11 protein-coding genes are annotated in these 13,872 nt (G+C 66.1%); 5 read left to right on the forward strand and 6 right to left on the reverse strand.

What is annotated here, in order from left to right:
- Window positions 1-901, forward strand: a 901-nt coding sequence (locus ACMZ91_RS13515) for an Nramp family divalent metal transporter (RefSeq protein ID WP_495497666.1), incomplete at its 5' end; no start/stop codon positions are given.
- Window positions 902-1,025: 124 nt separating this feature from the next.
- On the opposite strand, the gene ACMZ91_RS13520 is transcribed toward ACMZ91_RS13515, so the two are convergent.
- The 4 genes from ACMZ91_RS13520 to ACMZ91_RS13535 form a co-directional block, all read right to left on the reverse strand.
- Entirely contained in the window at window positions 1,026-1,352 is a 327-nt protein-coding gene (locus ACMZ91_RS13520; protein WP_049461515.1) for a thioredoxin family protein, read from the reverse strand.
- Window positions 1,324-1,791, reverse strand: a complete 468-nt coding sequence (locus tag ACMZ91_RS13525; protein WP_080356501.1) for a flavodoxin — start codon at window positions 1,789-1,791, stop codon at window positions 1,324-1,326. Before ACMZ91_RS13525 ends, ACMZ91_RS13520 begins: the two co-directional genes overlap by 29 nt.
- Window positions 1,792-1,816: 25 nt before the next feature.
- Window positions 1,817-2,857, reverse strand: coding sequence for a ribonucleotide-diphosphate reductase subunit beta (locus tag ACMZ91_RS13530; RefSeq protein WP_049461514.1), 1,041 nt, complete (start codon window positions 2,855-2,857; stop codon window positions 1,817-1,819).
- A 109-nt stretch (window positions 2,858-2,966) separates the two neighbouring features.
- The gene (locus ACMZ91_RS13535) at window positions 2,967-5,330 is read right to left on the reverse strand and encodes a ribonucleoside-diphosphate reductase subunit alpha (protein ID WP_049461513.1); all 2,364 of its coding nucleotides are present in this window, start codon (window positions 5,328-5,330) and stop codon (window positions 2,967-2,969) included.
- Between the two features lie 433 nt (window positions 5,331-5,763).
- Here ACMZ91_RS13535 and ACMZ91_RS13540 point away from each other — a divergent pair, with 433 nt between their 5' ends.
- Both ACMZ91_RS13540 and ACMZ91_RS13545 read left to right on the forward strand, forming a co-directional pair.
- Complete coding sequence (locus ACMZ91_RS13540; RefSeq protein WP_049461512.1) at window positions 5,764-6,741, forward strand: zinc-binding dehydrogenase; 978 nt, start codon at window positions 5,764-5,766, stop codon at window positions 6,739-6,741.
- A 227-nt stretch (window positions 6,742-6,968) separates the two neighbouring features.
- Complete coding sequence (locus ACMZ91_RS13545; protein ID WP_414577126.1) at window positions 6,969-9,593, forward strand: TonB-dependent receptor; 2,625 nt, start codon at window positions 6,969-6,971, stop codon at window positions 9,591-9,593.
- A gap of 98 nt (window positions 9,594-9,691) precedes the next feature.
- On the opposite strand, the gene betT is transcribed toward ACMZ91_RS13545, so the two are convergent.
- Together betT and ACMZ91_RS13555 are read right to left on the reverse strand one after the other, a co-directional pair.
- Window positions 9,692-11,671 carry a choline BCCT transporter BetT gene (gene betT, locus ACMZ91_RS13550; protein ID WP_049400600.1) on the reverse strand — a complete coding sequence of 660 codons (1,980 nt, stop codon included), beginning with the start codon at window positions 11,669-11,671 and terminating at the stop codon, window positions 9,692-9,694.
- A 195-nt stretch (window positions 11,672-11,866) separates the two neighbouring features.
- On the reverse strand, window positions 11,867-12,247 hold the full coding sequence (locus tag ACMZ91_RS13555; protein ID WP_049461510.1) for a VOC family protein: 381 nt from the start codon (window positions 12,245-12,247) through the stop codon (window positions 11,867-11,869).
- A gap of 151 nt (window positions 12,248-12,398) precedes the next feature.
- On the opposite strand from ACMZ91_RS13555, the gene ACMZ91_RS13560 reads away from it, so the two are divergent.
- Both ACMZ91_RS13560 and ACMZ91_RS13565 read left to right on the forward strand, forming a co-directional pair.
- Window positions 12,399-12,917, forward strand: a complete 519-nt coding sequence (locus ACMZ91_RS13560) for a sigma-70 family RNA polymerase sigma factor (RefSeq protein WP_005409975.1) — start codon at window positions 12,399-12,401, stop codon at window positions 12,915-12,917.
- A complete protein-coding gene (locus ACMZ91_RS13565) occupies window positions 12,914-13,858 on the forward strand; it encodes a FecR family protein (protein WP_414577128.1) in 945 nt (314 codons plus the stop codon). Before ACMZ91_RS13560 ends, ACMZ91_RS13565 begins: the two co-directional genes overlap by 4 nt.
- The last annotated feature ends 14 nt before the right edge of the window (window positions 13,859-13,872 follow it).

Consider the following 13,872-nt stretch of genomic DNA (forward strand, 5'->3'; position numbering starts at 1 on the left):
GCGGTGGCTGGGGGGCGCGGTGAACCCCGCGCTGGACACGCTGCTGGTGCTGCTGCTGATGAACCGCGGTTTCCGTGCGCTGGAAGCCTTCGTGATCGCATTGCTGATGGTGATCTTCGGCTGCTTCGTGGTGCAGATCGCGCTGGCTGCACCGCCGGTGATGGAAGTGCTGGGCGGCTTCATCCCGCGCGCGCAGGTGGTAACTGATCCGCACGCGCTGTACATCGCCATCGGCATCATTGGTGCCACGGTGATGCCGCACAATCTCTATCTGCACTCGTCCATCGTGCAGACCCGTGCCTACCCGCGCACCGATGAGGGCCGACGCAGCGCGCTGCGCTGGGCGGTGACCGACAGCACCCTTGCACTGACCCTGGCACTGTTCATCAACGCCAGCATCCTGATCCTGGCGGCGGCGGTGTTCCATGCCAATGGCCGATTTGATGTGGAAGACATCGAGCAGGCGCACCAGCTGCTGGCGCCGATGCTCGGCGTAGGCGCGGCGGCGACACTGTTTGCGATTGCCCTGTTGGCCTCGGGCCTGAATTCAACGGTGACCGCCACGCTGGCCGGCCAGATCGTGATGGAAGGCTTCCTGCACCTGCGTCTGCCGCCGTGGCTGCGTCGGCTGATCACGCGGGCGCTGGCGATCATTCCGGTGGTGGTGGTGATCATGCTGTTTGGCGACCAGGGCGCGGTAAAGCTGCTGGTGCTGAGCCAGGTGGTGCTGTCGATGCAGCTGCCGTTCGCGATCATTCCGCTGGTGCGGATCGTGACCGACAAAGTGACGATGGGCGCGCTGGTGGCCCCGCGCTGGCTGGGCGGCATCGCCTGGGTGATCGCGCTGGTGATCGTGGTGCTGAACGTGAAGCTGCTGGTGGATACCTTCAGCGGCGGGTAATGCCAAACGCCGGGCTCGGTCCTGCCCCAAGTAGATCCACGCCATGCGTGGATGCCTTTGTAGAGTCGAGCCATGCTCGACTCATTCCATCACCGCGCGAACAGCAGTCGAGCATCGCTCGACTCTACAGATACAGCGCAATGGCGGCTTCAATCTGCTGCGGCGACTGGAACCCGGCCAGGCGGGTGCGTTCGTCGCCGTCACGGAACAGGGACAGCGTCGGCGTCTGCCGCAACCCCAGTCCCCTGAAGAACGCTTCACCCAGCACTTCCAGCTGCACGCGCAGCAGGGTGATGCCCTGCCCTGCACTGCTGGTCGCCACGCGGTGCAGCGACATCTCCAGCATCCGGCACCCTGGGCACTGGTCCTTGTGGAAATCCACCAGCACCCGCGGATGTTCGGCCAGCAGCTGCTGGAACTGCTCAGGCGTGGTGGCGTCGATGATCTGCATCGGTGTTGCTCCAGTAATGGGCCAGGACCGCGTCGGTCCAGGCCTCGATGGCCGCGGCATGGCGAACGCCATGCGGCATCTGTTCGATCTCCAGCGGCGGGTAGTCGCTGCGGAAGTAGCGGATCAGCCGGTGCACGGCACCGCAGTAGTACTCCTGCCCCCACTGCGTTTCGCCGGTGCCGAACACCGCCAGCTGCCGTGGCCGCTCGCCGCGCTCGGCAATGCCGGCCACCCACGCCTTCATCTCCGCCGGCGTGCGGCCGGCGTTGTCGGTCCAGCAGCCCAGCAGGACCAGATCGGCCTCGCCGGCGGCCAGCGGCGGCGCCTGCCGCAGGTCGTCGGCCTCGTGCCAGTGCACGGCGTGACCTGCAGCGCGGCAGCGCTCGGCGATCTGCCGGCCGAGCTCTCGGGTGTTGCCGCTCAAGGAGGCGACCACCAGCAGAATGCTCAGCGCTTCGCTGGGCTCAGAGGTCGTCGAAGCCGTTGTCGACGTTGGTCTTCTTGTAACTTGCATTGCGCATCTCGAAGAAGTCGGTCTTGGTTTCGGTGAAGTTGTCGGCGTAGGCCTTGATCCACGGCATCACATTGTCGGTGGTGTCGCTGTACAGGCGTTCGATGCCGAGCATGCCGGCCATCTTGTTGGCGCGGTACTTCACGTAGCGCACCATCTCGTCCACGTCGATGCCGTCAATACCGTCCAGCACCTCCGACGACCATTGCGTCTCCAGCTCGATGGCGTGCTCGAACGATTGGTGCACGTAGGCGGTCAGCTCGTTGGTCTGAAGCTCCGGGTTCTCGCCGATGATGGCGCGGATCAACTCGCTGATGAACTTGGTATGCGCCAGCTCGTCGCGGTTGATGAAGCTGATGATCTTGCCGGTGCCGTTCATGCGGTTCTGCCGCACCATGTTGTAGAAGTAGGCGAAACCGGAATAGAAGTTGATGCCTTCCAGGATCGAGGACTGGATCAGCGACTTCAGCAGGGTCTCGGCGGTCTTCTCGCGCATGAAGTCGTCATACGCGCCCATGATAGGTGCGTTGCGCTTGATGATGGTCGGGTGGGTGCGGGCGATCTCGAAGATGCGGTTCTGGTTCGGCAGGTCGGTGATCGAGGCCAGCACGTAGCTGTAGCTCTCGTTGTGGATCACTTCCTGCTGGCCGATGATCGCTGCATTGGCATGCGCGGCGGGATCGGTGATGTACTCGGCCACGTTGTAGATGAAGCGGGTCTGCGGTGAGTCGAGCGTGGCCAGCAGGCCGATGATGGAGTCGTAGGCGTTCTTCTCACGCGCGTTGAGCTCGCCGTACTGGCGGGCATCGAGCTTCATGTCGACCTCGTCGGGAATCCAGAAGTTGGTCGACAGCTCCTTGTAGGCCCGATAGAACGACGGGTAAGGAATGTCGTTCCAGTTGAGGATGCCGCTGGTGCAGCCGTTGATGATGCCGGTGCTGCGGTTGGGATGGCGCGGTTCGAGGATCTTGATGCGGTCGAGGGGGGTTGCCATGGGTTTCTGCCTTCGTTCTCGTTCTATCGTGTTGCCGGCCAGCGGCCGGCACTACCGTGGATCGCGGGGTTGCCGGCCAGCGGCCGGCACTACCGTGGGTCGCCGGCGGTCAGCTGGAGCACCACTCGCATTCGCTGATGTCGATGTCGTTGGAACGCACGTAGTAGGTGGTCTTCAGGCCTTCGCGCCATGCGCTCAGGTGCAGCTCCAGCAGCGTGCTGGCGCGGATCGTGCTAGGCACGTACATGTTGAAGCTGATCGACTGGTCGACGTGGCGCTGGCGGCGCGCGTTCTGGCGCACGCTGGCGAACTGGTCGACCTTGTAGGCACCCTTCTCGTAGTACGGCCAGGTCTCCAGCGACAAACCCGGAGCGGCCACCGGACGCCGGAAATCCTTCTTTTCCTCGTAGTAGAACGCGCTGTAGATCGGGTCGATGGAGGCGGTGGAACCGGCAATCTGCGCGGTGCTCATGTTCGGTGCCACCGCCAGCAGCCAGCCGTTGCGCAGGCCGTGCGTGGCGACCTCGCGGGCCAGGCTGTCCCAGGCCGCGCCGCTGTAGTCGCGGTCACTGAAGTAGCGGCCGTTGTGCCAGTCGCTGCCGGTGAACATCGGGTAGCTGCCTTTCTCCTTCGCCAGCTGCGCGCTGGCCTGGATGGTCAGGAAGTTGATGCGCTCGTAGAGGCGGTCGGCCAGCGCTTCGGCATCCGGCGATTCCCATTGGATCGCCTGCTGCGCCAGCAGATGGTGCCAGCCGAAGGTGCCCAGGCCGATGGCGCGGTATTTGCGGTTGGTGATGGTGGCCTGCGGCACCGGCAGCGCATTGAGGTCGATCACGTTGTCGAGCATGCGCACCTGGATCGGGATCAGGCGCTCCAGCACGTCGGTGGCCAGCAGGTCATCCGGCGCACTGATCGCACGTCCGAGGTTGATCGAGGACAGGTTGCAGACCACGAAGTCACCGGCGCGGCGCGTAGTCACGATCTGGTCGCCGCTGACGATCTCCTGGATCATCCGCGTCGGGCTCATGTTCTGCAGGATCTCGGTGCACAGGTTGCTGGAATAGATCATGCCCGCGTGCTTGTTCGGGTTCCGGCGGTTGACCTCGTCGCGGTAGAACAGGAACGGGTTGCCGGTCTCCAGCTGGCTGAGCATGATCCGCTTGAACAGATCGATGGCCTTCACCGTGCGGCGGCTGATGCGCTCATCGGCCACCAGCTCGGCGTAGCGGTCACGGAAGCTGCCAGAACCACGCTTCTCGTCGTAGAAGTCCTGCAGGTACCAGCCCTTGGCCTGCTTCACCTCGTGCGGGTCGAACAGGTACCAGTCGGCGCGACGTTCGACCGCTTCCATGAACAGGTCGGGCACGCACACCGAGGTGAACACATCGTGCGCGCGCAGGCGCTGGTCGCCGTTGTTGAGGCGCAGGTCCATGAAGGCTTCGATATCGCGGTGCCAGATGTCCAGGTACACCGCCACTGCACCCTTGCGCTGGCCGAGCTGATCAACCGACACCGCCGTGTTGTTGAGCTGCTTGATCCACGGCACCACGCCACCGGAGGAATTGGCCACGCCACGGATCGGCGCGCCGCTGCTGCGCACATAGCCCAGATAGGCACCAACGCCGCCGCCGTGTTTCGAAACACGGGCGATATCGGTGTTGGAGTCATAGATGCCCTGCAGGCTGTCGTCCACCGTGTCGATGAAGCAGCTCGACAACTGCCCGCCCACCTTGCCGGCATTGGCCAGGGTCGGTGTGGCCACCGTCATGTACAGGTTCGACAGCGCCCAGTACGCCTCACCGACCAGCTGCATGCGCCGCTCGCGCGGCTTTTCCTCCTGCATCAGGTACAGCGCGATGGTCAGCCAGCGCTCCTGCGGCAGTTCATAGACCTCGCGGCTGCGGTCGCTGGCCAGGTAGCGCGTGGCCAGCAGGTACAGGCCGTTGTAGGCGAACAGGCGGTCCCGTTCCGGGTCGATCATCTCGCCGGCCTGCTGCAGCTCTTCCTTGGAATAGCAGCGCAGGATGTCGTTGCTGTAGATGCCGCGGTCGGCCAGGCTTTCCTGCAGGCCCACGTAGGAACCGTACTTCAGTCCAACGTCGTAGAAGCGGTTGCGGCTGGCGCGCTTGTACAGGCGGCGCAGGTAGATGCGCGCGGCAAACTGTTCCCACTCCGGCGCGACCAGGTCCACCCGCGACTCGGCCTCGCGGATCAGCAGATCGACCAGGTCATCGGCGCTGATGCTCGGTTTGCGTTCGACCATCGCCTGCACCACGCGGCGGTAGTCGCTCACATCCAGCTGCGGGAACTCGGCATGCACGGCATCGATGCTGCGCTGCAGGCGCTCGGCCTCGAACGGCAGGCGACGGTTGCCGGCCTCCTTGGTGATCCAGGTCGGCACGCGCTCGCCACCGGCGCGCAAGGCGTCGCCGGCGCCGGCCAGATCGGCCACGCGGAAGGTACTGTCGGTCATGGTGGTGAAACTCCAGGCTCGCACGCGCGTTGGCGGTCGATGCCATGGCGGCCCTGCACGCGATACCGGCGCACGGGGCGGTCGGGGTGGGATGCCAAAGCGCGGGAACACCAGATCGTCGGCAACAGCCTGCGCCTGCGGCCGGTATCCGGGCCGTGGGGGCGATCTGGGTCCGCTCGATGGCGGCCGCGTCGACACGGCAAGCCTTCAGGGGCGGGCCGCGGGACGTTTGCTGCATGTCCGGCGGCGGCGGCTGACCGGGAGTGACGGACACAACATAGTGGGGATATTCCAGCCCGTCAACACAAGATGCGGTAATCAACACATGTCGCGACGATCAGTCGCAGGATGCCGTGTTGCACCTGCGGCGCCTTGTCGACAACGCCTGCGTCCCCAGTTCGGTACAACATCAACTTTCCCCGGAACACCGCCCATGCGCGCTGCCCAGTACCCCTCCTTCGGCGACCCGGCCGACGTCCTTGCCATTGCCGATGCCGCCTTGCCCGAGCCCGGCCCCGGCGAGGTGCGCATCCGCACCGTGCTGGCCTCGATCCACAACCACGACCTGCTGACCGTGCGCGGCCTGTATGGCTACAAGCCAACGCTGCCGGCGATCGGTGGCAGTGAAGCACTGGGCGTGGTCGATGCACTCGGCGACGGCGTCGACGGCCTGCAGATCGGCCAGCGGGTGGCCGCCGCATCGGTGCACGGCACCTGGGCCGAGGCCTTCATCGCACCGGAACGCATGGTGATTCCGATGCCGGAGGCGATCCCCGACGAAATGGCCGCACAGTTGATCGCGATGCCGCTGAGCGCGCTGATGCTGCTGGAGTTCCTGCACGTCGAGGCGGGCCAGTGGGTCGTGCAGAACACTGCCAACGGCGCGGTGGGCAAATCGCTGGCGATGCTGGCGCGGGCGCGTGGCGTGCATGTGGCCAACCTGGTGCGCAATGCCGATGCGGTCGCACAGTTGCAGGCGCTGGGCATCGATCATGTGTTCGACACCTCGGTGGACGGCTGGAAGGATCGCGTGCGTGAGGCGACCGGCGAAGCACAGGCCGCGGCCGCGGTGGATTCCATTGGCGGCGACGCCAGCGGCGATCTGGTCGACCTGCTTGGCCACCACGGCACCCTGGTGTCGTTCGGTGTGATGAGCGGCGAACCCATGCGCATTCCCGCCGGCGGCCTGATCTACAAGGAAGCCACGGTGAAGGGTTTCTGGGGCAGCAAGGTCAGCCAGGCGATGGCGGTGGAGGACAAGCGCCGGCTGGTTGGCGAACTGCTGAAGCGCGCGGCGAGCGGCGAACTGACCCTGCCGGTGGAGCAGATCTTCGCACTGGACGACATCGCCCAGGCGGCAAAGGCCGGTGCGGGTTCGGGACGCAACGGCAAGGTGCTGCTGCGGCCTTGATGGCCGGACAACCGGGGTCGGATCCCTTTCCGTTGGAAAGGGATCTGACCCGCAGCAGGAGTGCGGACCAACGGTCCGCACCCACCGAAGCACAGACCGCCCCACCGAGGCCACAGACTTTCGTTAAGAACCTGTGATGTATAACTGAATGCGCTTTCGTCATTGGAAGGCGCACGTGGCTGCGTGCGGTACTGACGGCTCCTCCCCCGTTCGGCGTTGTCGCTTCCATGTACCGCACCACCCTGAACCTGCTTGCCGGCGCGATCGCGCTGGGACTCACCGCCGGCACTGCCGGCGCCGCTGAAACCGCCGACACCGGCAAGGACAGCACCACCCTCGGCACCGTGCTGGTGACCGGCTCCAACATCAAGCGCAGCGATACCGCCGGGCCCAACCCGGTGCAGATCGTGAGCCGCGAACAGATCGAACAGACCGGTCGTTCCACCCTCACCGACGTGCTGCGCAACCTGTCGGCCAATGCCGGCAACAGCTTCGACGAGCAGTACACCGGCAGCTTCGCCGCCGGTTCTGCATCAATCGGCCTGCGCGGCCTGTCACCGAAGAACACGCTGGTGCTGGTCAACGGCTACCGCGTCTCCAACTTCGGCTTCGCGCTCAACACCCAGGACACCTTCGTCGACCTCAATGCGCTGCCGATCAGTGCGGTCGAGCGCATCGAAGTGCTGAAGGACGGTGCCTCGGCGGTGTACGGCTCCGACGCCATCGCCGGCGTCATCAACATCATCCTGCGCAAGAACTTCCAGGGCGTGGAAGTCGGCGGCGGCTTCGGCACCGCCACCCAGGGCGGCCTGAACGAACGCAAGGCCAACCTGCTGGCCGGCTTCGGTGATCTGGAACAGCAGGGCTGGAACGTGCTGTTCGGGCTTGACCTGCTCAAGCGCGACCGCCTTGATGGCGATGACCGCGCCTATACCCGCAGTGGTGACTTCCGCGACAAGCCCGGTGGCCGCCTGGCCGGCTGGTCCACTGCCGGTGGCAACTGGCTGAGCAACCCCCGTGCACCGCAGCCGTTCGCCAACTGCCCCGACGGCAGCCAGCTGCGCCCGTACAGCGACTTCGGCAGCACCCTGCCCGGCCAGGCCTGCGCCTTCAATGCGCAGCCGTTCAAGACCCTGCAGCCCGGCGCCGAGCGCCTGCAGGCGTCGCTGAGTGCGACCTACCGCTTCAATGACAGCGTCGAAGCGTTTGCCGATGTGCTGTACAGCCACAACAAGGCCGACCAGATCTTCAGCGCGCCACTGACCGTCGGGCCGGGCCTGCGTGCCTACAACCCGGCCACCGGCACCCTGATCGATGTGCCGCCGGTGCTGCCGGTCGGCCACCCGAACAACCCGGGCAGCACGCCGCTGCCGTTCGAGTACACCTTCTACGATCTCGGCCCGCGCCTGAAGGACAACACCCAGGTGTTCTACCGTGCCCTGGCCGGGGTGCGTGGCAGTGGCGAGCGCTGGGACTGGGAAGTGGCAGCGCTGACCTCGCAGAGTGCACAGCGCGAGTACGTCGACAACTTCGTCAACCGCTACGCCTTCGAGCAGATCCTGCGCGATGGCAGCTACAACTTCCTCAACCCGTCCAGCACGCCGGGGGCGCTGGATGCACTGCGCCTGCAGACCAAGCGTCCGGGCTGGTACAAGCTGCACTCGTTGAACGTAAAGGCGTCGACCACGCTGTGGGAGCTGCCGGCCGGTGCAGTCGGCTTCGCCTGGGGCGCCGAGTTCCGCAAGGAATCATTGGATGCGCGCACCAGCGCACAGGTGCTGTCGGGTACCGAGCTGCGCCCGGCCATCAACGTGGTCAACGGCGAGCGCCAGGTCAGTGCCGCCTACGCCGAACTGAGCGTCCCGCTGCACCGCACGCTGGAACTGCAGCTGGCCGGTCGCGGCGACCGCTACGATGACTTCGGCAAGGCGTTCTCGCCGAAGGTGGCATTGCGCTGGCAGCCGCTGGACAGCCTGCTGCTGCGCGGCTCGTTCTCGCGTGGCTTCCGTGCGCCGTCGCTGCCGGAGATCGCGCCGGGCCAGACCGTCAGCTACGGCTCGGTGATCGATCCGTTCGACCCACTGCAACCGGGTGGCAGCCGCGGCGTGACCAACATCCGCACCGGCAACCCGGACCTGAAGGCCGAGCGCTCGCGTAACTTCAACGTGGGTGCGGTGTGGTCGCCGGATGGCGATACCAGCATCGGCCTGGACTGGTACCGCATCGAACAGGACAACCTGGTCAAGCCGGACAGTGCGCAGTTCATCGTCGACAACCCGACCCTGTTCCCGGGCCGCGTACAACGCGAGAACGGACGCATCCAATTCATCACCAACCAGTACGCCAACCAGGGCGAACTGACCACCTCGGGGCTGGACCTGGACGCCAGCCGTACCTTCCGCACCGACGGTTGGGGCAACTTCACCGTCGCCGGCAGCTGGACCCACCTGCTCAGCTTCAAGCAGCCGCTGGTGGCCGGCCAGGCGCCCTATGACGGGGCCGGCAACAACCGCCACGGCGCACTGCCGCGCACCCGCGGCACCACCTCGCTGAACTGGGCGGTGGGCGACTGGAGCAGCACGCTGAGCCTGCAGTACGTGAGTGGCTACGACCAGCGCGTGGCGACGGCCACCAGCAACCCGGGGCTGCGTGACCGCATCAAGCCGTATCACCAGCTGGACCTGTACGTGGCGTACGAAGGTATTCCCCACACCACGTTGTCGCTGTCGGTGCTGAACCTGACCGACAAGGACCCGCCGTTCGACCCGGCCGGTGGCTCCAACGGTTTCGACATCAGCCAGTACAACCTGCGCGGGCAGTTCGTCTCGCTGGGGGCGCGCTACCGGTTCTGATGCGATATCGGGGCGGCGGTGATGCGCCGCCCCAATTGTGCTGCCGGCCAGCGGCCGGCACTACCACTGACCGCCGGGGCCAGCCCGGCGGTCGTGCATCAGCGGCTCAGGTGCAGGAACTGCAGGTGCCGTTCGTACTGGCTGATGATGTCGTTGATGATCTGCTTGCGGCTGTAGCCGACCAGGTCGTAGTCCTGGCTGCCTTCGAACAGGTGCACTTCAGCGCGGTAGTAGCGCTGGTTGCGCAGCTGCTGCGCGGCGAACGACGGGGTCAGGTAGCCGCTCAGGATCACCCGGTACAGGAAGTCCTGCTGCTCGCCGTGATTCACCGTCAACTCCATGTCGCCAGCCTCGAAGCGCGTCGCCACGTCCCAGCCCTGCCCGCGCAGCTGTTCGGCCACCGCCTCCATCGCTGGCTTCACGGTGTCGTCCATGAAGCGGTAGACCTGGTCGCGCACCGGGAAGTGCATGGCCTGGCTCAGGCGCTGGCGCCAGCCCTGGTGGTGGCGGTCGTCACCGATCAGCGGCGAGGGACGGTACTGCAGCGCGCGCTTGCGATGCGATTCGTCACTGAAGGCGCGGGTCAGGCCCCACATCATCAGCAACAACACCGCCGAAAACGGCAGCGACGCCAGCACCACCGCCGATTTCAGCGCATCGATGCTGCCGGCCAGCAGCAACCCGGCGGTCAGCACCGCGATCACCGTGCCCCAGAACACACGCAGCCAACGCGGGCCATCATCCTCCGGCGCCCCGCCATGCGAGGACAACGTGGACAGCACCACCGCGCCGGAGTCAGCCGATGTCACGAAGAAAATGAAACTGACGAACACCGTCACCGCGATCACCGCCTTGCTCCACGGATACCCATCCAGCAGGGCATACAGCACGGTGGGTGGATCATCTACCGCCAGTTGCGCCAGTTGCTGCTGGCCATGGTGCAGCACCTGGTCCAGTGCACTGTTGCCGAAGATCGACAGCCACGCCAAGGTGAAGCCGAGCGGGATCAGCAGCACGCCGAACACGAATTCGCGGATGGTGCGGCCACGCGAGATGCGGGCGATGAACAGGCCGACGAACGGCGCCCAGCCGATCCACCAGGCCCAGTAGAACACCGTCCAGCCGCCCAGCCATTCCGGTCGGCCGCCATAGGCGTACACGTCGAAACTCTTGCCGACCACGCTGCCGAGGTAGTCGCCCAGGTTCTGCATCAGCGTGCTGAGCAGATACTGGGTAGGGCCGGCGCACAGCATGAACAGCACCAGCGCGATCGCCAGCAGCATGTTGATGTTGGCCATCCAGCGCACGCCCTTCTCCACGCCTGAAACGGCCACGGCCACCGCCGCGCCCATCATGCTGACCACCAGGATGATCTGCACCAGGTTGGAGTGCGGGATGTTGAACAGGTGCGACAGGCCAGCGTTGAGGTGCAGCACGCCGAAGCCCATGTCGGCGCCGATGCCGAACACGGTGGCGACAATGCCCAGCGCATCCACGGTATAGCCGATCGGGCCATTGATGCGCTTGCCGATCAGCGGGTACAGCGCCGAACGCAGGGCCAGCGGCAGGTTGTGGCGGTAGGCGAAGTAGGCCATCGCCATCGCCGCGAGTGCGAACACGCCCCAGCCATGCAGGCCCCAGTGCAGGAACAGCAGCTGCATGGCCTGGCGCGCGCCGGCCTCGCCGGCCGCCGGATCGCCCTGCGGCGGCTGCAGGTAGTGGGTCAGCGGTTCGGAAACGCAGAAGAAGAACAGGGTGATGCTGATGCCGGCGGCGAACAGCATGCCGGCCCAGGAAAGGTAGCTGAACTCCGGCTCGTCATGGTCGGCGCCGAGCTTGATGCCACCGTACTTGGACAGCGCCACGCCGACCACGAACACCAGGTACAGGGTCATCGCCAGCAGGTAGTACCAGCCGACATTGAGTGCGGCCCAGTCCTGCGCCTTGACCAGAAGGCGGCCCGCACCGAGCGGGAACAGGCTGACAAACAGCGCGAACGCCACGACAACGATCGCCGCGAAGGCGAACACAGGTCGGAGGGTGCGCACCGGGGATTGTTGCGGCTCCAGTACTTCCATGGGGCGGCGTTCTCCGGTAGATCAAAGGGTTAGCCGACCGATTCTGGCTGAACCGCAGTGGACAGAGCATGAAGTTGCGGCCTGCGGTCACAGGCCCGGCCCACCATTCCGTGCTATCACGCGCGCGCCGAAGCGTGCCTGCGAGCGCAGCCGCGCGCGGACCGCGTGCATCGCGGCCACGCGCGTACTGTCCAATCACGACATCACATGCACCGCGCACAGCTTGTTGCCATCCGGGTCGCGCAGGTAGGCCAGGAACAGCTGCCGCCCGGCCATGTTGCGGATGCCGGCCGGGTCTTCGATGGCGGTGCCACCGTGGCTTACGCCCGCATCCTGCCAGCCACGCACCGCCTCGGCGCTGTCGAGGGTGAAACCAATCGTGCCGCCGTTGGCATGGCACGCCGGCTGCCCATCGATCGGTGCGGTGACGATGAACATGCGGCCGTCCTTGAAGTACACCAGCCGCCCCTTGTCATCGAAGACACCCGGACGGGCGCCCAATGCGGTGAACACGGCATCGTAGAAGCGATGCGCGACGTCCATATCGTTCGTTCCGACGGTGATGTGACTGAACATGCGGGCACTCCTTGTGGAAAGACCGCAGTGTCGGCGAGCGCGGCGGGCATCGCAAATGCACGCCTCCGGCCTGCTGCCAAGTGCGCAGGGTTTGTCGTACACCGCTCGATCACCCTATAATGGGAATCATTCTCATTAATGATCGATGCCGATGGCCGTGCCCGCCGCCTCCAGCACCGCGCTGGCGGGGTTCTACCGCGAACACCATGGCTGGCTGCTGGGCTGGCTGCGCCGCCGCACCCACAACGCCGACTGCGCTGCCGACCTGACCCAGGACACCTTCCTGCGCCTGCTCAGCCGTCGCGTCGATCCGTCCGAACTGCGCCTGCCGCGCGCTTACCTCAGCACCATCGCGCACGCCCTGCTGGTCAACCACTGGCAGCGCGCGGATCTGGAGCGCGCCTACCTGACGGCCTTGGCCGCGCAGCCGGAGCCGGTGCATCCATCGGCGGAAGAACGCACGCAGGCGTTGCAGCTGCTGCATGCCATCGCCGACATGCTGTCCGGCCTGGCCGAGCGGCCACGCCGTGCGTTCCTGCTGGCACGACTATCTGGCCTGGGCTATGCGGAGATCGGCCAACAACTGGGCGTGTCCGAGCGCATGGTCAAGAAGTACATGGCGCAGGCGATGCTGCATTGCCTGCGCCTGTCCGGCGACGCGGCGGCATGAGTGCGGCATTGGCTGGCCCGGCCCTGGAGCAGGCGGCAGAGTGGTTCGCGCTGCGCGAGCAGGGCTGGACTGATGACGAGCAGTACCGCTGGCGCGCATGGCTGCAGGCTGATGCCGGCCACGCCGATGCGTGGCGTCGGGTCGAGTCGGTCTGGCAGTCCTTTGCGCCCCTGTCGGCGCCGGCCGCCGCCACCGCGCTGGATGCCGCAGGCCGTCGTCGCCGGCAGGCTCTGCGCAGCCTCGGTGGTGCACTTGGCATCGGCGCGGTTTCACTGCTGGGCCTGCATGGCCTGCAGGCGCAACGCGGCCTGCAGACGCAGCGCACCGTTGCCGGGCGCACCGGGCACTGGAGGCTGATTGATGGCAGCCAGTTGTGGCTCAACGCGGACAGCGAAGTCACCATCGACATCGGCAGCGGCCGCCGCGCCCTGCATCTGCTGCGTGGCGAGCTGCTGCTGCAGACCGGCCATCACCCTGCGTTCGCCGGCCAGCCGTTGACCGTGCATGTGCCGGGCGCACGCCTGCAGCCGATCGGCACCCGCTTCGCGGTCGGTCGTGAGGCGCAGGGCAGCCGGCTGGATGTGTTCGAGGGCGTGGTGCGCTGCCTGCCGATGTTCGGTGCGGCGCTGGATGTGGCTGCCGGAGGCGCGGTGCGGATCGGCCCGATGGGCGGGCTCACAACGGTCGCTGCCGATCCTCTGCGCGGTGACTGGCAGGACGGACGACTGCAGGTACAGGACACGCCTTTGATCCGCGTCATCGATGAGCTGGCCCGCCACCATCAGGGCCATCTTGGCTGTGATCCGGCGCTCGCCGCATTGAAAGTCACGGCAGTACTGCCACGCCTGGACAGCACCCAGGCGCTGCATCTGCTGGCCCGCGCCCTGCCGATCCGTGTCGAGCAGCGCTGGCCGTGGTGGACCGTCGTGCGTCCGCTTTGAAATCGCGGTTCCCT

The sequence above is a fragment of the Stenotrophomonas sp. FR024 genome (assembly GCF_047500745.2).
Lineage (GTDB): Bacteria > Pseudomonadota > Gammaproteobacteria > Xanthomonadales > Xanthomonadaceae > Stenotrophomonas > Stenotrophomonas maltophilia_A.